The 19,813-nt window shown below is 71.0% G+C and carries 17 protein-coding genes and 2 pseudogenes; 8 read left to right on the top strand and 11 right to left on the bottom strand.

All coding sequences use genetic code 11. The annotated features are described in order from the left end of the window. Complete coding sequence (locus tag ACXKR8_RS41845) at positions 1-477, bottom strand: DUF948 domain-containing protein (RefSeq protein WP_458269737.1); 477 nt, start codon at positions 475-477, stop codon at positions 1-3. 218 nt (positions 478-695) lie between these two features. Here ACXKR8_RS41845 and ACXKR8_RS41840 point away from each other — a divergent pair, with 218 nt between their 5' ends. Further along, positions 696-2,891, top strand: a complete 2,196-nt coding sequence (locus tag ACXKR8_RS41840; RefSeq protein WP_458269736.1) for an ATP-binding protein — start codon at positions 696-698, stop codon at positions 2,889-2,891. A gap of 76 nt (positions 2,892-2,967) precedes the next feature. Here ACXKR8_RS41840 and rpsD read toward each other — a convergent pair whose 3' ends face one another. Further along, entirely contained in the window at positions 2,968-3,582 is a 615-nt protein-coding gene (gene rpsD, locus ACXKR8_RS41835; protein ID WP_458269735.1) for a 30S ribosomal protein S4, read from the bottom strand. Between the two features lie 341 nt (positions 3,583-3,923). Next, positions 3,924-5,270 (bottom strand): replication-associated recombination protein A, encoded by a 1,347-nt coding sequence (locus ACXKR8_RS41830; protein ID WP_458269734.1) that lies wholly within the window; start codon positions 5,268-5,270, stop codon positions 3,924-3,926. 128 nt (positions 5,271-5,398) lie between these two features. Between ACXKR8_RS41830 and ACXKR8_RS41825 the strand changes: the two are divergent. The 3 genes and pseudogenes from ACXKR8_RS41825 (at position 5,399) to ACXKR8_RS41815 (ending at position 8,025) form a co-directional block, all read left to right on the top strand. Further along, positions 5,399-6,570: pseudogene (locus ACXKR8_RS41825) on the top strand (transglycosylase domain-containing protein). Further along, on the top strand, positions 6,477-7,271 hold the full coding sequence (locus tag ACXKR8_RS41820; protein ID WP_462100057.1) for a hypothetical protein: 795 nt from the start codon (positions 6,477-6,479) through the stop codon (positions 7,269-7,271). The pseudogene ACXKR8_RS41825 and the gene ACXKR8_RS41820 overlap by 94 nt, the downstream one beginning before the upstream one ends. Before the next feature lie 119 nt (positions 7,272-7,390). After that, positions 7,391-8,025, top strand: a pseudogene (locus tag ACXKR8_RS41815) (TNT domain-containing protein). Positions 8,026-8,079: 54 nt separating this feature from the next. On the opposite strand, the gene ACXKR8_RS41810 reads toward ACXKR8_RS41815, so the two are convergent. Both ACXKR8_RS41810 and ACXKR8_RS41805 read right to left on the bottom strand, forming a co-directional pair. Continuing rightward, positions 8,080-8,373 (bottom strand): hypothetical protein, encoded by a 294-nt coding sequence (locus tag ACXKR8_RS41810; RefSeq protein ID WP_458269731.1) that lies wholly within the window; start codon positions 8,371-8,373, stop codon positions 8,080-8,082. After that, positions 8,373-8,618, bottom strand: coding sequence for an AbrB/MazE/SpoVT family DNA-binding domain-containing protein (locus ACXKR8_RS41805; RefSeq protein WP_458269730.1), 246 nt, complete (start codon positions 8,616-8,618; stop codon positions 8,373-8,375). The genes ACXKR8_RS41810 and ACXKR8_RS41805 overlap by 1 nt, the downstream gene beginning before the upstream one ends. 145 nt (positions 8,619-8,763) lie before the next feature. Between ACXKR8_RS41805 and ACXKR8_RS41800 the strand changes: the two genes are divergently transcribed. Then, the gene (locus ACXKR8_RS41800) at positions 8,764-8,892 is read left to right on the top strand and encodes a hypothetical protein (protein WP_458269729.1); all 129 of its coding nucleotides are present in this window, start codon (positions 8,764-8,766) and stop codon (positions 8,890-8,892) included. Next, positions 8,889-9,068 (top strand): Uma2 family endonuclease, encoded by a 180-nt coding sequence (locus tag ACXKR8_RS41795; RefSeq protein WP_458275225.1) that lies wholly within the window; start codon positions 8,889-8,891, stop codon positions 9,066-9,068. Before ACXKR8_RS41800 ends, ACXKR8_RS41795 begins: the two co-directional genes overlap by 4 nt. Positions 9,069-9,187: 119 nt before the next feature. Here the strand turns inward: ACXKR8_RS41795 and aspS are convergent, their stop codons facing one another. Genes aspS through ACXKR8_RS41780 form a run of 3 tightly spaced genes read right to left on the bottom strand, consistent with a single transcriptional unit; the run spans position 9,188 to position 12,940 of the window. Further along, a complete protein-coding gene (gene aspS, locus ACXKR8_RS41790) occupies positions 9,188-10,954 on the bottom strand; it encodes an aspartate--tRNA ligase (protein ID WP_458269728.1) in 1,767 nt (588 codons plus the stop codon). After that, positions 10,951-12,216, bottom strand: coding sequence for a histidine--tRNA ligase (hisS, locus tag ACXKR8_RS41785; RefSeq protein ID WP_458269727.1), 1,266 nt, complete (start codon positions 12,214-12,216; stop codon positions 10,951-10,953). The genes aspS and hisS overlap by 4 nt, the downstream gene beginning before the upstream one ends. A 13-nt stretch (positions 12,217-12,229) precedes the next feature. Further along, positions 12,230-12,940, bottom strand: coding sequence for an MBL fold metallo-hydrolase (locus tag ACXKR8_RS41780; RefSeq protein ID WP_458269726.1), 711 nt, complete (start codon positions 12,938-12,940; stop codon positions 12,230-12,232). A gap of 200 nt (positions 12,941-13,140) precedes the next feature. Here ACXKR8_RS41780 and ACXKR8_RS41775 point away from each other — a divergent pair, with 200 nt between their 5' ends. Then, positions 13,141-14,025, top strand: a complete 885-nt coding sequence (locus tag ACXKR8_RS41775; RefSeq protein ID WP_458269725.1) for a peptidylprolyl isomerase — start codon at positions 13,141-13,143, stop codon at positions 14,023-14,025. Positions 14,026-14,212: 187 nt separating this feature from the next. Then, entirely contained in the window at positions 14,213-15,442 is a 1,230-nt protein-coding gene (locus ACXKR8_RS41770; RefSeq protein WP_458269724.1) for a DUF349 domain-containing protein, read from the top strand. A 53-nt stretch (positions 15,443-15,495) separates the two neighbouring features. Here ACXKR8_RS41770 and ACXKR8_RS41765 read toward each other — a convergent pair whose 3' ends face one another. The 3 genes from ACXKR8_RS41765 to secF all read right to left on the bottom strand — a co-directional run bounded on the left by ACXKR8_RS41765 (position 15,496) and on the right by secF (position 19,812). Next, positions 15,496-17,970, bottom strand: coding sequence for a RelA/SpoT family protein (locus ACXKR8_RS41765; RefSeq protein WP_458269723.1), 2,475 nt, complete (start codon positions 17,968-17,970; stop codon positions 15,496-15,498). A gap of 119 nt (positions 17,971-18,089) precedes the next feature. After that, entirely contained in the window at positions 18,090-18,635 is a 546-nt protein-coding gene (locus ACXKR8_RS41760) for an adenine phosphoribosyltransferase (RefSeq protein ID WP_458269722.1), read from the bottom strand. A 19-nt stretch (positions 18,636-18,654) separates the two neighbouring features. Next, complete coding sequence (gene secF / locus ACXKR8_RS41755; RefSeq protein WP_458269721.1) at positions 18,655-19,812, bottom strand: protein translocase subunit SecF; 1,158 nt, start codon at positions 19,810-19,812, stop codon at positions 18,655-18,657. Between the last annotated feature and the right edge of the window lies 1 nt (position 19,813).

Below are 19,813 nucleotides of genomic sequence, written 5' to 3'. Positions count from 1 at the left end.
TCAGCCCTTCTTGAGCAGTCGTGCGAAGACCCCGCGCCGCGCGGTGGCGGTCCGCACCTCGGCCCTGACCATGCGGGCGATCAGCTCGCGCTCGGTCTGGTGCGGGACGTGCCGCTCGGGGTGCCCGGCCGAGCGCTGCTTGGCGACGGCGCTGCGCACGCCGTAGCTGAACGCGGAGAGCTTCACCAGCGGGCCGCCGAGGGTGGCGGCCATGGTGGAGGACAGCGCGTTGGCGTTGGCGGCGGCGTCCTGGACGTTGGCGGTGATCTCGTCCACCCGGACCAGCTGGTCGTTGGCGGCGCGCAGGGTCTCCGCGGCCTCGTCGAGCAGCGGCACGGTACGGTCGGCGACCGCGGCGACCAGCGCCGTGGCCTCGCGCAGCGCGCCCGCGAGCCGGATCAGGACGACGGCGAGCAGGGTGACCAGCACCGCCCAGAACACGGCGACGACGAGGCCCGCGACCTCTCCACCGGACACCTGGCGCTCCCTCGTTGGCTCGTCGTTCCCTCGGCTGTGGGCGTGCAGGAACCCTATCGCGCCGGGCCCCGCTCTTCGGACCGCACCGCACCGCACCGCGCAGGCCGCGGCGGCTGTACCGCGCAGGCGACAGCGGCTGTACCGGGGCGTAACCAACCGGCCGGGTCGCTCGTTAGGCCGAACGGGGAGACTGCCCTCGTATGCCCACAGGGAGACCGATGTCCAGCAGCCACCACGGAAACCTCCCGGCGGAGACCACCGCCTTTGTCGGCCGGTCCACCGAACTGGCCCAGGCCCGGCGGCTGTTGGAGCATGCCCGGCTGGTCACCGTGGTCGGCCCGGGCGGCGTCGGCAAGAGTCGGCTCGGCCTCCGCGCGGCCGCGCTCGCCGCCGAACAGCTGAACGACGGCGCGTGGGTGGTGGAGTGCTCCCTCGTCAGCGATCCCGCGCTGCTGGAACACGCCGTCACCGAGTCGCTGCGGCTGACCGACAGCACCGCCCGGCCGGCCGTCGACGTCATCGTCGACCATCTGCGCAGCCGTGACCTGCTGCTGGTGCTGGACGGCTTCGAACACCTGGTGGACGCGGCCTCGGTGCTGGCGGCCCAGCTGCTGGCAGCCCTCCCCGAGCTGCGGATCCTGGCCACCGGTCGGCAGCCGCTGGGCGTCCCGGGCGAGCACCTGCTGCAGGTGCCGCCGCTGCCGAGCGACAGCCCGAACGCGCAGGCGGTGGAGCTCTTCGTGCAGCGGGCCGCCGCGGTGGTGCCGGGATTCCGGCTCACCGCCGGCAACGCGGAGTCGGTGGCCGCGCTGTGCCGCAGGCTGGACGGGATCCCGCTCGCGCTGGAGCTGGCGGCCGGACGGCTGCGGGTGCTCTCGGTCGAGCAGATCACCGAACGCCTGGACGACCGCTTCCGGATCCTCACCGGCGGCGCCCGGGCCGCGCTCCCCCGGCACCAGACCATGCGCACCGCGATCGGCTGGAGCCATGAGCTGTGCACCCCGGCCGAGCGGCTGCTCTGGGCCCGGGTCTCGGTCTTCGCCGGCGGCTTCGACCTGGACGCCGCCGAGTACGTCTGCTCCGGCGAGGGGCTGCCGGCCGACGAGGTCCTGGACGTGCTGTCCGAGCTGGTCGCCAAGTCCATCGTGCTGCGCGACGAGGGCGACGGGGCCGGCGGTGACGGGGCCGGCGGGCACGGGGTCCGCTACCGGCTGCTGGACACCCTGCGCGAGTACGGCGCGCGCTGGCTGCGCGAGGCCTGCGACGAGCAGCGGATGCGCCGCCGCCACCGCGACTGGTACCTGGGCCTCGCCACCTGGGGCGAGATCGAGTGGTTCAGCGCCCGGCAGACCCAGACCAGCGACCGCACCCACCGCGCGCACACCAATCTGCGCACCGCCCTGGACTACTGCCTCACCGAGCCGGGCGAGGAGCAGCTCGCGCTCTTCCTGGCCGGGACGCTCTGGTACTTCTGGGTCGGTTGCGGACACCTCGGCGAGGGCCGGCACTGGCTGGACCGCGCCCTGGCGCTGTCCGACGAGCCGACCGAGGCCCGGGCCAAGGCGCTGTGGGTGACCGGCTACATGGCGACGCTGCAGGGCGACCTGCCGCGGGCCAGGCCGGCGCTGGAGGAGTGCCGCCGCCAGGCCCTGGACACCGGCGACGACCGGGCCCTCGCCTACGCGGTGCACCGGCAGGGCTGCGCCGCGCTGATCGGCGACGAGCTGTCCCGGGCCTCGGAGCTGTTCGAGGAGGCGCTGTGGCACTACGAGAAGCTGGGCGAGCTCAACAGCAATGTGGTGATGGCCATGTTCGAGCTGGGCCTCTCCATGATCTTCCAGGGCGACACCGCGGGCGGTGCGATCTGGATGGGCAAGGTCAGGGACATCTGCGAGGACTTCGGCGAGCAGTGGGCCTACGCCTACGGGCTGTTCGCCGTCGCGTACTCGGAATGGCTCGGCGGCGACCTGCGGAGCGCCCGGCAGCACGCGCGCGAGTGCGTGCAGCTGAGCCACGGCTTCCGGGACCTGGTCGGGGTGGTGCTGGGGATCGAGGTGCTGGCGCTGCTGGCGACCGAACCGGCCGAGGACGGCACCGCGGGCGACCTCGGCGAGGCCCGGCTGCTGCAGGGCGCGGCGCACAGCATCTGGCGCTCGGTCGGCATCCCGCTGTTCGGCTCGCGCAGCTTCAACGCCGCGCACATGGCCTGCGAGGTCCGGGTGCTGGCCGAACTGCCGGAGCAGGCCGCCGCCGAGTCCTTCCGCCGGGGCACCCTGCTCGACCTGGACGCGGCGGTCGCCCGCGCCGTGCAGAGCGCGGCGGGCCCCAGTGGCGGGCCGGGGCCGGGTGGCGGCGTACCGGGGCCGCGTCCCGTCCCGACCGCGCCGCGCAGCCCGGCGCCGGCCAACACCTAGCCGGCGCCTCGGCGGACAACGCACTGGGCCCCTGCCGTCCGAAGACGGCAGGGGCCCAGCGGGAGCTATCCGCGGATCAACGCGAGTAGTACTCGACGACGAGCTGCTCGTCGCAGATGACCGGAACCTCGCGACGCTGCGGCGCGCGGTCCAGACGGAAGGCCAGGGCCTTCAGGTTGACCTCGAGGTACTTCACGGTCGCACCCTCACCCGCGTTGCCACCCTCACGGGCGACCTGGAACGGGGTCTTCTCCTTGGAACGGTCACGGACCGTCACCACGAAGCCGGGCTTGAGCTGGAACGAGGGACGGTTGACCTTGCCACCGTTGACCTCGATGTGACCGTGGACGACCATCTGGCGGGCCTGGTAGATCGTGCGGGCGATGCCCGAACGCAGGACCAGGGAGTCCAGACGGGTCTCGAGCTCGCTGATCAGCGCCTCGCCGGTCTTGCCCTCGACCTTGCGGGCACGGTCGAACGCGCGGGCCATCTGGGTCTCGCTCAGGTCGTACTGAGCGCGCAGGCGCTGCTTCTCGACCAGACGGACCTTGTAGTCCGAGTTCTGCTTGCGCCCACGGCCGTGCTGGCCGGGCGGGTAGGGGCGGGCCTCGAAGTACTTGACGGACTTCGGGGTCAGCGGAATGCCCAGGGCGCGGGCAATCTTGACCTTGGGGCGCTTCTGGTTCGTCACGAACCGAACTCCTTTGAATGGGAACTGGCTCACCACTGTTGAAGGAGGTCGCTTCTCGCGGTCCGGGGAAACCACCGCACGCGGGGCGTGGTGGTCAGCCGTTCTCCGGAACCGGGCACAATGTGCAGCACACGACAGGCCCACCGCCTCGGAAGGTGGTGGGCTGCACGCGACACCCGAAGGTGCGCGACGCTCCTGGAACCACCCCGCACTGGCGGCGGTTCCCTGTATGACGCCCCGCTGGTGACGCCGGACTCGCATCCGGGCACGGGACATCTCGCTTCGGGCAAGCCTACCGGATCCCCGCCGCGCTCCTGACCAGGTCGCCCCTGGCCGGGGAACTACTGGCCCCGCAGTTTGCCGCGGACCCATTCCACGATGTCGGCATAGCGCGACTCCCCGCCGCGCCGGGTCGGACGGTAGTACGTCCGCCCGTGCACCGCGTCCGGCGCGTACTGCTGGGCGGCGACCCCGTCCGGCAGGTCGTGCGGGTAGACGTAGCCCTGGGCATGGCCGAGCTTCTTGGCGCCGGCGTAGTGGCCGTCCCGCAGATGCGAGGGCACCGGTCCGGCCAGGCCCTTCCGCACGTCGGCCAGCGCCTCGCCGATGGCGATCGTCGCGGCGTTGGACTTGGGCGCGAGGGCGAGCGCGATCACCGTGTGCGACAGCGTCAGCGAGGCCTCCGGGAAGCCGATCATCGCCACCGCCTGGGCCGCCGCCACCGCGATCGGCAGCGCATTGGGGTCGGCCAGGCCGATGTCCTCGCTCGCCGAGATCATCAGTCGCCGGGCGATGAACCGCGGATCCTCGCCCGCCTCGATCATGCGCGCCAGGTAGTGCAGCGCGGCGTCCACGTCGCTGCCCCGGATCGACTTGATCAGCGCGCTGGCCACGTCGTAGTGCTGGTCGCCGTCCCGGTCGTAGCGCACCGCCGCCTTGTCCACGGCCTGCTCGACCGTCTCCAGCAGGACCTCGGTCTGCCCCAGCTCCAGCGCGGTGCCGGCCGCGGCCTCCAGCGCGGTGAGCGCCTTCCTGGCGTCCCCGCCGGCGATCCGGACCAGGTGCTCCTCGGCGTCGTCCGCCAGCGTCACCGCACCGGCCAGCCCGCGCTCGTCCTCCACCGCGCGGCGCAGCAGCTCCCGGATGTCGTCCTCGGTCAGCGACTCCAGGGTCAGCAGCAGCGACCGGGACAGCAGCGGGGAGATCACCGAGAAGAAGGGGTTCTCGGTGGTCGCGGCGATCAGCGTGATCCAGCGGTTCTCCACGGCCGGCAGCAGGCTGTCCTGCTGGGCCTTGGAGAAGCGGTGGATCTCGTCCAGGAAGAGCGTGGTCTCCCGCCCCGACCCGCCCATCTCCCGGCGGGCGGACTCGATGACCGCCCGCACCTCCTTGACCCCGGCGGTGATGGCCGACAACTCGACAAATCGCTTCTCGGTGGCCTGGCTGATCACATACGCGAGCGTGGTCTTCCCGGTCCCGGGCGGCCCCCAGAGGATCACCGAGGAGGTCGCCGCGGGCCCGCCGGCCCCGGCCACCAGCCGCCGCAGCGGGGATCCCGGATTCAGCAGCCGGCGTTGCCCGGCCACCTCCTCCAGCGTCCGCGGCCGCATCCGCACCGCCAGCGGCGAGCGCGTCGGCTCCTGCGCCTGGCGTTCCTCGGCAGCGGCGGTAAACAGGTCAGGTTCCACGCACTGACCCTACGACACCGCCGCAGAAGCGCCTGACTGCCGGCAGGGGGAGACCCCTGGTCCGCCCACACCAGAACTTGACGAGAACCTGACCAAATACCAACATCCTTGATCAATTATCCGACCATATGCAGACAACAACCCCCCGGTCCCGGTGGCGGCGCCCGATCGACTACCCCCGCGCGGGCAAGCGCGGCTGCCGCCGCTGGCTCCCCTCCTGGCGGCTCCTGTGCGTGCTCGTGCTCGGGCCCCCGCTGATCCTCACCGTCGTCTGCGTGGTGGTGTACCTGCGGGTCCGCGTCCCCGACCCCGACCGGGACACCACCATGCAGGCCACGGTGGTGACCTACGCCGACGGATCGGTCCTGGGCACGGAGGGGGTGACCAGCCGCCGCGCGGTACCGCTGGCCCAGGTCCCGCTGACGGTCCGGCACGCCGTCCTCGCCGCGGAGGACCGCGGCTTCTACCAGGAGTCCGGCGTCTCCCCCAGGGCATCGCCCGGTCGGTGGTCGCCGACCTCCAGGGCAAGGCGCTGGAGGGCGGCTCCACCATCACCCAGCAGTACGTCAAGAACGCCTTCCTGACCAGCGCCAGGACCGCCGAGCGCAAACTCACCGAGATCTTCATCGCGGTCAAGCTCTCCAGGCAGCAGAGCAAGGACCAGATCCTGCAGAACTACCTCAACACCATCTACTTCGGACGCGGCGCCTACGGCATCGAAGCCGCCGCCCAGGCGTACTTCGGCCAGGACGTCGGCGCCCTGGACGTCGCCCAGGCCGCCTACCTGGGCGCGGTCATCCAGGCCCCGAGCGCCTACGATCCGGTGGCCAACCCGGCGATCCTTCCGGTGATCAAAGCCCGCTGGACCTATGTGCTCACGGGCATGGCCTCCTCCGGCTGGCTGACCGCCGACCAGGCCCGGCAGACGGCCTTCCCGCAGCTCCAGCCGCTGCGCCAGCACACGGTCGGCGACCAGACCCCCTATCTGATGGCCGTGGTGCAGAACGAGCTGAGCGCCGCCGGCTTCTCCGACCAGCAGATCGCCACGGGTGGACTGCACGTGGTGACCACCGTCCAGCGCCCCGCCAGGCGGCCGCGGTCCAAGCAGTGCGGAAGCAGATCCTCGCCAAGCTCTCGACCGGCCGAAAGGCGGACGCCGATGTGCGGGTCGGCCTTGCCTCGGTCCGCCCCTCCGACGGCGCGATCGTGGCCCTGTACAGCGGCCATGACTTCGACACCCGCGAATACAACGACGCCACCGAGTCAGCGGTGCCGGCCGGCCAGATCTTCAACCCGCTGACCGCGGCCGGCATCGTCACCGCCCACAGGGAGGCGCTCACCGGCTCAGGGATCAACCAGGCCAGTACCGTGCCGAACGATGCGGCGTTCAAGGCGGAGGCGCCCGCGATACGGGCCGCGGTGATCCGGATGGGCGTGTCCGCCCACACCCTCGGCCTCTCCTCCACCACCGCCCTGTACAGCGGGGAAGTCGACCCGCACGTCCTGGACATCGCCGACGCCTACGCCACCCTGGCCTCGGGTGGTCTGCACACCACCCCCCACCTGCTCGCCGAGGTCTCCGACGCCCACAGCGTGCTCTACCGCGCCAAAGCTGCCCCGACCCAGGCCTTCGCGCGGAAGCCGATCGGATCGAACCTGCTGTGCGAGATGGCGGCGGGGCCCGCCACGACGGCCTGGCAGACCCTGGTGCGCGACCCCGAACCCGAACCCGTGCGGTCGAAGACCGCCGCCCTGCCGGTGACGCCCCTGAAGCGGACGGACTGCGGCGTCACCGGCGAATCGCTCTCCGACGACTCCGCCTGGGCCGTCGCCGCCGACGGCCGGCTGGCCACTGCCATCGCCGTCTTCCGTGACGGCCCCGGTCTGAAGTTCGACGGGAAATCCCGTTCATTGAAAGGTGTCGCGGGCCGGACGGCGATCACCGGCGACGGTCTGCCGGCCCGGACCCTGCAGGCGTTCCTGAGCACGGAGCGACCGTAGGCACCTCGCACATCTGTGCGCCCTTGACTGCACACCGGCAGATCCTCTTGGATGGTCACCGTACGAGTACGGACAGTGACAGATCCTGACCAGGGGGAACTTTGTACATCCGACGGACCGTGGCAGCCCTTCTCGCGGCGGGCGCCCTGCTCACCGGCACCGTGCTCGGCGCGACCGGCGCGCAGGCGGCGGGCACCCCGCTGGACCAGTGCTCCACCGCCTACCACGCCAACGACTTCCGGCTCGGCCCGCAGCAGCTGCCGCTGCTGGGGCGGGTCGGGCTGGAACTCCTCGGCTACCACCGCTCCGGCAGCCTCAGCGACAGCCAACTGCTGGCCCAGTACTACAGCCCGACCGCCAACTCCGGCTCCCCCGGCTGGATCTACCCGCCGGACAACGGCTATCTGCTCACCCCCGGCGGCCAACCCATCGAGACAACCCAGACCCTGGAGCCGGGCCAGGACGTCGACCGCTACGGCAGCGAGTACGGCGCGTTCCTCGCCCCCGAGGGCCTCCCCTACGCCGCCCGCTCCATCCCCCGTCCAGCCTGGACAGCACCCCGGCCGCCAGCTGCAACTACCGCGACTACCGCGTCGTGAAGCCCTTCACCGTCGACGCCGGCCCGATCGCCCCCTGGTTCGGCCAGCCCGGCCTCGGCTGGCAGTACCAGCTGGACGCCACCCTCGTCCCCGGCGCCCCTGCCCCCCTCAACGTCCTCTGGCTCGTCAACAACGGCTACCTCACCCGGCTTTAGCAGCAGGGCCCCGGCACCGTCCGCCCGCACCCCTCCTGGGGTGCGGGCGCAGGGTCACTCCGGCTTGCGGAAGATGTCGTGCGTCCCGATCCGGTGCCACACGATGTGCACCTCACCGGGGCGGGTCTCCTCGCCATAGCTGAACGTCGCCCGGCCGTCCGCCGCCCACGTCATCTCCCAGACGTCGAACCCGGCCATCTTCTTGACACGCAGACTCGGTCGGAAACCTTCGCCCTTGCGAAGGTCGGCTACGAAGGCAGCCACAGCGAGACGGAAGTAGGCCTGCTGCTCGGCAGTAAGACGGCCCCAGTCGCGGTTGAAGCGGAGCAGTCGCAGGTAGGTGGGCATCAGTCGGACTCGAAGGAGGCGAGGAACTCCTCGTCGGTGTCGTAGCCGTCGCCGTCACCCCGCACCTTCTGCTCCCGCGCCTCCTGCTCCCCCGCCTGCCACTCGGGCGTGAAGAACCAGGCCTGGTCAGCCGGGATCGAGACGAATCCGCGCACCGTGACCCGGCCGTCCTCGTCCACCGCGAACTCGATCTCGTCACCGGAACGCACATGCAGCGCTTCCCGGATCTCCGGGGGAAGAGTCACCTGATGCCGATCGCCACGGATGCGCGCCCGCCGAGCCAGTATCGTCGCCATATTCCCACAGTAGCACTGTGCTACATCGCCTTTCCGGTCACTCATGGTTACGCCGGGACTTAGACCGGTCGGTCCCACTCGATAGAATCCCGGCATGACCGCCATGGACCGCGTCTGGGCGGACTTCCAGGAGCCCAGCGGCGTGCGCGCCCAGTACTACGGCGGCGAGATCGTCATGCAGGGCAACCCGATGATGCTGCACGACCTGAGGACGTCGACCTGACGGTCCGCGACCTGCCGGCGCAGCTGCTGCTGGTCGTCGTCGAGGTCGTCTCGCCCGGCAAGCGGGCCTGGCACGACGACTGGCACACCAAGCGGGAGCTCTATGCCGAGCACGGCATCGGCTGGTACCTCATCGTCGACCCGCGTGCCGGCACCTGGCACCTGGCACCTCCTTGAGTACCAGTCGGCCCCGCGCGGGTACACCACCTGGCGCCCCTATCCGGCCTGAGCAGACCACTGATGCCCGCCGCGTGCGAACGCGGCGGGCATCAGTGGCTGTCGGTCAGAGCGTCGGGTCAGGCTTCGGGCTGCTCCGACTTGGGCTTGGCGTCGACGCCGGCCTCCTTGCGCTGCTGCGCGGTGATCGGGGTCGGGGCGCCGGTCAGCGGGTCGCCGCCGGTGGAGGTCTTCGGGAAGGCCATCACGTCGCGGATGGTGTCGTAGCCGCCGAGGAGGGCGACCAGGCGGTCCACGCCGAGGGCGATGCCGCCGTGCGGAGGGGGGCCGAAGTCGAAGGCGTCGAGCAGGAAGCCGAACTGGGCCTGCGCCTCTTCCTCCGACAGGCCGATCGCGTCGAAGGCACGCTTCTGGACGTCCTTCTGGTGGATACGGATCGAGCCTCCGCCGATCTCCGATCCGTTCAGGACCAGGTCGTAGGCGTTGGAGAGGGCATTGCCCGGGTCCTTGTCGAAGGTGTCCATCGACTCCGCGGTCGGCGCGGTGAAGGGGTGGTGCACCGCGTGCCAGCCCTGGAACTCGCCCGCGGCGTCCTCGATCGGCTCGAACATCGGGAAGTCGACGACCCAGAGGAAAGCCCAGCGGCTCTCGTCGATCAGGTCGCAGCGACGGCCGATCTCCAGCCGCGCGGCGCCCAGCAGCTCCTGCGAGGCGGTGCGCTTGCCCGCGGCGAAGAAGACCGCGTCGCCGGGCTTGGCGCCGGCCGCGGCGGCCAGGCCGGCCAGGTGGGCTTCGGAGAGGTTCTTGGCGACCGGGCCGCGGAGCGAGCCGTCCTCGTCCACCAGGACGTAGGCAAGGCCGCGGGCGCCGCGGGCCTTGGCCCAGTCCTGCCAGGCGTCGAGCTGCTTGCGCGGCTGCGAGGCGCCGCCGGGCATGACCACCGCGCCGACGTAGGGGGCCTGGAAGACCCGGAACTCGGTGCCCGCGAAGTACTCGGTCAGGTCCGCGAGTTCGTTGTCGAAGCGGACGTCGGGCTTGTCCGAGCCGTAGCGCGCCATCGCGTCGGCGTAGGTGAGGCGGGGCAGCGGCAGCTGGACCTCATAGCCGTGCACCTCGCTCCAGATCCGGGCGGCCAGCTTCTCGCCGAGAGCCAGGATGTCCTCCTGGTCGACGAAGGACGCCTCGATGTCCAGCTGGGTGAACTCCGGCTGGCGGTCGGCGCGGAAGTCCTCGTCGCGGAAGCAGCGGGCGATCTGGTAGTACCGCTCCATGCCGGCCACCATCAGCAGTTGCTTGAACAGCTGCGGCGACTGCGGCAGGGCGTACCAGTGGCCGGGCTGGAGCCGGACCGGGACCAGGAAGTCGCGGGCGCCCTCGGGCGTGCTGCGGGTCAGGTAGGGGGTCTCGATGTCGAGGAAGTCGTTCTCCTCCATCACCGTGCGGATGATGTGGGTGGCGCGCGAGCGCAGCCGCAGCGCCTTGGCCGGGCCCTCGCGGCGCAGGTCCAGGTAGCGGTAGCGGAGCCGGACCTCCTCGTTCACCGAGCCGGGCTCGTACTCGGCGACCTGGAACGGCAGCGCGGCGGACTCGGAGAGCACGGTCAGCTCGCTGACGACGACCTCGACCGCGCCGGTCGGGATGTCGTCGTTGGCGTTGCCCTCGGGGCGGATCCGGACCTCGCCGACGATCTTGACGCACCACTCGGAGCGCAGCTCGGAGACCGCCTCCAGGTCGCGGACGACGACCTGGACGGTGCCGGAGGCGTCGCGCAGATCGATGAAGGCGACACCGCCGTGGTCGCGGCGGCGGGCGACCCAGCCTGCGAGGGTCACGGTGGTGCCGGCGTGCTCCGGGCGGAGCGTGCCGGCTTCATGGCTGCGGATCACTTCAGCTTCTCCTTCAGGGTGGTAACGAGAGCGTCCAGGGCGACCGGGGTCTGGTCGCCCGTGGTGAGGTCCTTGAGCTGGACGAGGTCGTCGGCGAGATCTCGCTCCCCGGCGACCAGCGCGTAGCGCGCGCCGGAGCGGTCGGCGGCCTTCATCGCGGCCTTGAGGCCCTTGCCGCCGTACACGATGTCGGCGGAGAGGCCCTCCCGGCGGAGTTCGGTCACCACGCCGAAGAGCACCCGGCGGGCCTGCTCGCCGAGCGGGACGGCGAAGACGTCGGTGGCGGCGGAGACGGGCAGTTCGATGCCTTCGGCCTCCAGCGCGAGAACGGTGCGGTCCACGCCGAGGGCCCAGCCGACCGAGGGCAGCGCGGGGCCGCCGATCATCTCGGACAGACCGTCGTAGCGTCCGCCGCCACCGACGGCGGACTGCGCGCCCAGGCCGTCGTGGACGAACTCGAAGGTGGTGCGGGTGTAGTAGTCGAGACCGCGGACCAGGTTGGCGTCGTCCTCGAAGGCGACCTCCGCCTCGGTCAGGATCTCGCGGACCTGCTGGTGGTACGCCTTGCAGTCCTCGCAGAGGTAGTCGGCCAGCGCGGGCGCGCCGACCAGCTGCTTCCGCACCTCGGGACGCTTGTCGTCGAGCACTCGCAGCGGGTTGATCTCGGCCCGGCGGACGGTGTCGGCGTCCAGGTCGAGGCCGCCCAGGAACTCCTGCAGGGCGGCCCGGTAGACCGGACGGCACTGCTTGTCGCCGAGGCTGTTCAGCAGGATCCGGAAGTTCCGCAGCCCGAGCGAGCGGTAGGCGTCGGACGCCAGGATGATCAGCTCGGCGTCGAGCTGCGGGTCCTCCGCGCCGATGGCCTCCGCGCCGACCTGCCAGAACTGGCGGTAGCGACCCTTCTGGGGCTTCTCGTAGCGGTACTGCGAGCCGCTGTACCAGAGCTTGACCGGCAGATTGCCGATCCGGTGCAGATTGGCTTCCAGGGTGGCGCGCAGCACCGAGGCAGTGCCCTCGGGCCGCAGCGCCAGCTCGTCGCCACCGAGCGTGGTGAGGGTGAACATCTCCTTGGAGACGATGTCGGTCGACTCGCCGACACCCCGGGAGAACAGCTTGACGTCCTCGAAGACCGGGGTCTCGATGTAGCCGTATCCGGCCCGGCGCAGCGGTGCGGCAATGGCCTCGCGCACGGCGAGGACCCGGGCCGAGTCGGCGGGCAGGATGTCGTACGTGCCCTTGGGGGCCTGGAAGGAACTACTCACGTCTCGTCTCGAATCAGAGTCCCCGGCGGGGTGCGCCGGGTTCGGCCGAGGTCGCGCCCGCGACCTGGAGCAGGTACGGGTTGGTGGCGCGCTCGCGGCCGATGGTGGTCTGGGGGCCGTGTCCGGAGAGGACCACGGTCTCGTCCTGGAGCGGCAGGCACACGCGGGCCAGCGACTTCAGCAGAGCGTCGGGGTCGCCTCCGGGGAGATCCGAACGTCCTACGGAGCCGGCGAACAGCAGGTCTCCCGAGAAGAGCACCGGCGGCAGCTCCGGCGCGGCGGGGGTCCTGAAGGTCACCGACCCCCTGGTATGCCCGGGGGCGTGGTCGACGGTGAACCGCAGCCCGGCGAGGTCCAGCACGCTGCCGTCGGTGAGCAGCTTCAGGTCGTCCGGTTCGCCCACCGTGAGCTCGCCCATCAGCTGGGCGCCGAAGGCACGGCCGAGCGCCTTCTCCGGGTCGGCCAGCATGTAGCGGTCGTCGGGGTGGATCCAGGCCGGGATGCCGCGGGCGCCGCAGATCGGCATGACCGAAGCGACGTGGTCGATGTGCCCGTGGGTGAGGATCACCGCGACCGGCTTGAGGCCGTGCTCGCGGACGGTCTCCTCGACCCCGGCGGTGGCCTGGTGCCCCGGGTCGACGATGACGCACTCCTCGCCGGCGGCGGGGGCGACCAGGTAGCAGTTGGTGCCCCAGGCCCCAGCGGGAAAACCGGCGATGAACACGTGATTCCTTATGTACCTAGAAGGATGGTGGCAGCCTACCGGCGGTGGTGGGACGATCGCGAACCCGTTACGACGCCGTCCGGGGGTGGGGCTGACGGCAGCCTTACAGATTCCATCCCTACACTGAGCGGCCAGCGGTTACGGAGATCCCCCACCGGCTCGGTGTGGCGAACGTGGCGGACATGAAGGAGTGACGGTCGGTGGCACCCAACGACAGGCCAAGCAAGCCCCTCCCGAAGGACAAGGAGAAGCGGCGGCGCGAGCTGGAGCGGCTGAAGTACGAGCGCCAGGCCCGGAACCGGGCGCAGGCCGTGGGCCGGGCCCGCAAGCGGACCGCGATCGTGGGCGCCATCGTGGTCGCGGTGGCGGCCGTGGGTGCGGGTGCCTGGGCCGTGGCCGGGACCGGTCACAAGAAGACGGCGGCCAAGGCGACCACCCCGGCGGCGTCCTCGGCCGCCCCTTCCGCGTCCGCGAGTGCCGGGCCGAAGGCCGGGTCCGCCCACGTGGCCGGCTGCACCACCCCGGCGGCGGGCAAGCCGGGCACCAAGCAGTGGAAGACCGAGCCGGCCATGAGCATCACCACCACCGCGCCGTACACGGCGACGCTCAACACCAACTGCGGCGCGGTCACCCTGAAGCTGGACGCGGCGAACGCCCCGCACACGGTGAACTCGTTCGCGTTCCTGGCGGCGCAGCACTACTTCGACCACGTCAGCTGCCACCGGCTCACCTCGGGCGGCCTCAACGTGCTCCAGTGCGGCGACCCGACCGGCACCGGCTCGGGCAGCCCGGGCTACACCTTCAAGGACGAGAACCTGACCGCCCCGGCGCTCAAGGGCGGCACCTACCCGGCCGGCACGGTCGCGATGGCGAACTCGGGCCCGAACACCAACGGCAGCCAGTTCTTCCTCGTCTACAAGGACAGCCAGCTCCCGGCCAGCTACACGCCGTTCGGCACCATCACCGGCGGCATGGACGTACTGACGAAGATCGCCGCGGCCGGCTCCGACAACGCCAACGGCACGGATGACGGGCACCCGCTGCAGACCGTGGTGATGAACTCGGTCACCGTCAAGAAGGGCTGATCACGGCCTGACGGCGCGCTGAGGCAGTTTTCGCCGCCGGGATACGGACAGCACCGGTGCAAGTCGCCTATCTTGGCGTCTTGTAGGGTGCCTTGACCCGGCGGCGAAGCTGATGCCCGGCCGGACATCGAACTGTGGAAGGCGGCCCTCGTCCCCGGACGAAGGGCCGCCATATGGAGGAGGCGCTGTGACCAGCGACCCGTGGGGCCGTGTCGACGACGAGGGGACCGTCTACGTCCGGACGGCCGAGGGCGAACGTGTCGTCGGCTCGTGGCAGGCGGGCTCCCCCGACGAGGCTCTTGCCTACTTCACCCGGAAGTACGAGGGCATCGCCGTCGAGATCGGCCTGCTGGAGCGCCGGGTCCGTACCACGGACCTGGCGGCGAAGGACGCGATGACCGCGATCGAGCACCTGAAGGCCCAGGTCGCCGAGGGGCACGCGGTCGGTGACCTGGCGGTGCTGGCCACCCGCCTGGAGGCGCTGGTCGGCGAGGTGGACAGCCGCCGCGAGGAGCGGAAGCTGGCCCGGGCCAAGGCCCAGGACGAGGCCAAGGCCGCCAAGGAGGTGCTGGTCGCGGAGGCCGAGCAGCTCGCCGAGTCCACCCAGTGGCGCGAGGCCGGGGACCGGCTGCGGGCGCTGGTGGACACCTGGAAGGGCCTGCCGCGGCTCGACCGCAAGTCCGACGACGAGCTGTGGCACCGCTTCTCGCACGCCCGCTCGACCTTCTCCAAGCGCCGCAAGGCCCACTTCGCGACGCTGGACCTGCAGCGCGACGAGGCCCGGCACGTGAAGGAGAAGCTGGCCAAGGAGGCCGAGTCGCTGTCCGGCTCGACCGACTGGGGCGCCACGGCGGCCCGCTACCGCGAGCTGATGGCGGAGTGGAAGACCGCCGGCCGGGCCCAACGCGAAGCCGAGGACGAGCTGTGGGCCCGCTTCCGGGGCGCGCAGGACGTGTTCTTCCAGGCGCGTTCGTCGGTGTTCGACGAGCGGGACGCCGAGGAGCGGGAGAACCAGAAGCTCAAGGAGGCCCTGCTGGTCGAGGCCGAGGCGCTGCTGCCGATCGGTGACCTGAAGGCCGTCAAGGCCTCCTACCGCAGCATCAGCGAGCGCTGGGAGGAGATCGGCCACGTCCCGCGCGACAACCGGCCGAAGCTCGAGGCCCGGCTGCACAGCGTGGACCGCGCCATCCGCGAGTCCGAGGACGCCGAGTGGCAGCGCAGCAACCCGGAGGCCCGGGCGCGTGCGCAGGGCATGACCGGCCTGCTGCAGGCGGCCGTGGACAAGCTGGAGAAGCAGATCGAGGCGGCCCGCGCCAAGAACGACAACGGCCGGGTCGCGAAGCTGGAGAAGGAGCTGGAGGGCCGCCTCGAGCTGCTCGACCAGGCCCTGAAGGGCCTCCAGGAGTTCGGCGGCTGACAGCGCGCGGAGGCCCCCACCGACGAACGGTGGGGGCCTCCGCACGTCTGCGGCTACTTCGGGCGGGCCGAGGTGACCCGGTAGACGTCGTAGACGCCCTCGACCCCGCGGACGGCCTTGAGCACGTGCCCCAGGTGCTTGGGGTCGCCCATCTCGAAGGTGAAGCGGCTCATCGCCACCCGGTCCCGGGAGGTCTGCACCGCCGCCGACAGGATGTTGACGTGCTGGTCGGACAGCACCCGGGTGACGTCGGAGAGCAGCCGGGACCGGTCCAGCGCCTCGACCTGGATCGCCACCAGGAACACCGAGGACTGGGTGGGCGCCCACTCGACCTCGACCATCCGCTCCTGCTGCTGGGCCAGGGCGTCCACGTTGACGCAGTCGGCGCGGTGCACCGAGACGCCGTTGCCGCGGGTGACGAAGCCGACGATGGGGTCGCCGGGCACCGGGGTGCAGCAGCGGGACAGCTTGACCCAGACGTCGGCGACGCCCTTGACCACCACGCCGGGGTCGTTGGCGGAGCGCCGGTTGCGGCGGCCGCTGCTCGGGGACGGGGTGGTGGTCTCGGCGATGTCCTCGGTCGCGCCCTCCTCCCCGCCCAGGGCCTGGACCAGCTTCTGCACGATGGTCTGCGCGGAGACATGACCCTCGCCGATCGCGGCGTAGAGCGAGGAGATGTCCGGGTAGCGCATCTCGTGGGCCAGGGTGACCAGGGAGTCGCCGGTGAGGATGCGCTGCAGCGGCAGGCCCTGCTTCCGCATCGCCCGGGTGATGGCCTCCTTGCCCTGCTCGATGGCCTCCTCGCGGCGCTCCTTGGAGAACCAGGCCCGGATCTTGTTGCGGGCCCGGGGCGACTTGACGAAGCCCAGCCAGTCCCGGGACGGGGCGGCGTTGGCGGCCTTGGAGGTGAAGACCTCGACCAGGTCGCCGTTGTCGAGGGTGCTCTCCAGCGGGACCAGGCGCCCGTTGACGCGTGCCCCTATGGTCCGGTGGCCGACCTCGGTGTGCACCGCGTAGGCGAAGTCGACCGGGGTGGCCCCGGCCGGCAGCGCTATCACGTCGCCCTTGGGGGTGAAGACGAAGACCTCGTTGTTGGAGAGGTCGAAGCGCAGCGACTCCAGGAACTCGCTGGGGTCCTCGGTCTCCTTCTGCCAGTCGAGCAGTTGCCGCAGCCAGGCCATCTCATTGACGGTGTCGGCCTTGCCGCCCTTGCCTGTGGGGGTGTCGGTGCGGACCTTGGAGGCGCCCGCCACGGCCTGCTGCTTGTACTTCCAGTGCGCGGCGATGCCGTACTCGGCCCGGCGGTGCATGTCGAAGGTGCGGATCTGCAGCTCGACCGGCTTGCCGCCGGGGCCGATCACCGTGGTGTGCAGCGACTGGTACATGTTGAACTTGGGCATGGCGATGTAGTCCTTGAACCGCCCCGGCACCGGGTTCCACCGCGCGTGGATGGTGCCCAGCGCCGCATAGCAGTCGCGGACCGAGTCGACCAGGACCCGGATGCCCACCAGGTCGTAGATCTCGGCGAAGTCGCGGCCGCGCACGATCATCTTCTGGTAGACGCTGTAGTAGTGCTTGGGCCGGCCGGTGACGGTGGCCTTGATCCTGGCCGCCCGGAAGTCGCCGATGACCTGGTCGGTGACCGTGGTCAGGTACTCGTCGCGCTTGGGGGCGCGCTCGGCGACCAGGCGGACGATCTCGTCGTACATCTTGGGGTAGAGGATCGCGAAGGCGAGGTCCTCCAGCTCCCACTTGATGGTGTTCATGCCCAGCCGGTGCGCCAGCGGGGCGTAGATCTCCAGCGTCTCGCGGGCCTTCTTCTCCTGCTTCTCGCGCTTGAGGTAGCGCATGGTGCGCATGTTGTGCAGCCGGTCGGCGAGCTTGATGACCAGGACCCGGGGGTCCTTGGCCATGGCGACGACCATCTTGCGCACCGTCTCGGCCTGGGCGGCCTCGCCGAACTTGACCTTGTCCAGCTTGGTGACGCCGTCGACCAGCATGGCGACGGTGTCGCCGAAGTCGCGGCGCAGCGTCTCCAGGCCGTAGTCGGTGTCCTCGACGGTGTCGTGCAGCAGCCCGGCCATCAGCGTCGCGGTGTCCATGCCCAGCTCGGCGAGGATGGTGGCGACGGCCAGCGGGTGGGTGATGTACGGGTCGCCGCTCTTGCGCTTCTGGCCCCGGTGCCAGCGCTCGGCGATCTGGTAGGCGCGCTCCAGGGTGGCCAGGTCGGCCTTGGGGTCGTTGCCGCGGACGATCCGGAAGAGGGGCTCGAGCACCGGATTGAGCGTGCTGCTGCGCTGGCCGCCGAGCCGGGCCAGCCGGTTGCGGACGCGGTTGGACGGAGGCGTGGCGGGGCGCGGGCCCGGCGCCGGCTCCTTGGCGACCGGGATCGCCACAGCGGGAACAGCCACGGCCGGGGTCTTCACGGCCGGGGTTGCGGCGGGGGCGCCGTCCTGCGCGTTGGCAGCGGTGGGCACGACCTCTTCCGGCAAGTGCTCTCCTCGATGCGAGTGACTGCGGGTTCCCATGGTACCGAGCTGGGGCGACAGCCGTTCGCCGGGCATCGCCGGGGCCGTCGGCCGGGCGCCCGGGACATGGCTGGGGCGGGCCACCGCAGCTTCCGGTGACCCGCCCCAGCCGTGCAGGTTCAGATCGAGATGATCGCTTCCAGCGGTGCGTCGCCCAGGTGCGCGGCGAGCCGCTCGCGGCCGCCGAGGAAGCCGAGCTCCATCAGCACCACCACCCCGGCCAGCTCCGCGCCGGCCCGCTTGACCAGGTCGAGCGAGGCCTCGACGGTGCCGCCGGTGGCGAGCACGTCGTCGACCACCAGGACCCGCTCACCGGGCGTGAAGGCGTCCTGCTGGACCTCGACCACGGCCGAGCCGTACTCCAGCTCGTACGCCTGGCGGTACAGCTCTCCGGGGAGCTTCCCCTCCTTGCGGACCGGGACGAATCCCGCGCCGGCGGCGTAGGCGGCCGGGGCCGCCAGGATGAAGCCGCGGGCCTCGAGCCCGACGACCTTGGTCGCGCCCAGCGCCCTGGCCCGTGCCGCCAGGTGGTCGACGAGGGCGGCGAAGCCCTCGGCGTCGGCGAGCAGCGGGGCGATGTCCTTGAAGACCACTCCGGGCTTGGGGTAGTCGGGGACGTCGCGGATCCGGGAGGCCAGGCGTGCGGCCAGGTCGTCGGTGCTCATACGGTCTGCTGCCTCTCGCTCACTTGCGCTTGCCGGTGGACCGGCGGTCGCTGCGGCTGCGGCTGGTCGGCTGGCGCCGGACACCGCCGGCGCTGCTGCCGCTGCCACTGCCGACGGGGATGTTCTCCTCGTCGGCCTCGAGGCTCACTGCCTCCTCGTCCCGGGCGACGGTGAGGCCGGCGGCCTCGGCCTTCGCGTCGGCGGCGCGGCGCAGGGCGACCTTCTTGGCGAGCGCGATGTTCTCGGGCTCCTTCTCCTTGAGCCAGGCCACCAGCGGGGTGGCGACGCAGATCGAGGAGTAGGCGCCGGCGCTGAGGCCGACGAAGAGCGCGAGCGAGATGTCGTTGAGCGTGCCCGCGCCGAGCAGGCCGCCGCCGATGAACAGCAGGGCGGCGACCGGCAGCAGCGCCAGCACGGTGGTGTTGATCGACCGGACCAGGGTGCCGTTGAGCGAGCGGTTGGCCGCGTCGCTGTAGTTCAGCCTGGACTGGCTGCCGAGCGACTTGGTGGCGTCCTTGAGGCCGTCGAAGACGACGACCGTGTCGTACAGCGAGTAGCCGAGGACGGTCAGGAAGCCGATCACCGTTCCGGAGGTGACGGTGAAGCCCAGCAGCGCGTAGACGCCGATGGTGATGACCAGGTCGTGCAGCAGCGCGACCAGGGCGGCGACGGCGAGCCGCCACTCGAAGGCCACGGCCAGGTAGACGGTCACCAGGACCATGAAGGCGATCAGGCCGTAGAGGGCCTTCTGGCTGATGTCCTTGCCCCAGCTGGGACCGATCGACTGGGTGCTGATGTTCTTGGTGGGCACGCCCAGATCGGTGGACAGCGCGGCGACGGCCTTGTTCGGATCAACGTTCTCGGAGGAGTTGATCTGGATGGTGATCGTCTGGCCGTCCTTGGTGCTGACGGACTTCTGAACCAGCGAGGTGCCGTCACCAGTGATCTTGTTGGCTGCGTCCTGGGCCTGGCTGATGGTCAGTCCGGGCTTGGTGACCGTGAAGATCTCCCCGCCCTTGAACTCGATGCCCAGGTTCAGCCCGCGCAGACCGAGGCCGAACACGGCGGCGATCAGGATGACGCCGGAGATGGCGATCCAGATCTTCCGCCGGCCGACGAAGTCGAAGCCGACCTCGCCGGTGTAGAGCCGGTGGCCGATGTTGCCGAAGCGCGACATC

Source organism: Streptacidiphilus sp. PAMC 29251 (assembly GCF_054208735.2).
Note: the sequence above shows the minus strand (reverse complement) of the source record. Positions and strands in the feature narration are given on the sequence as shown.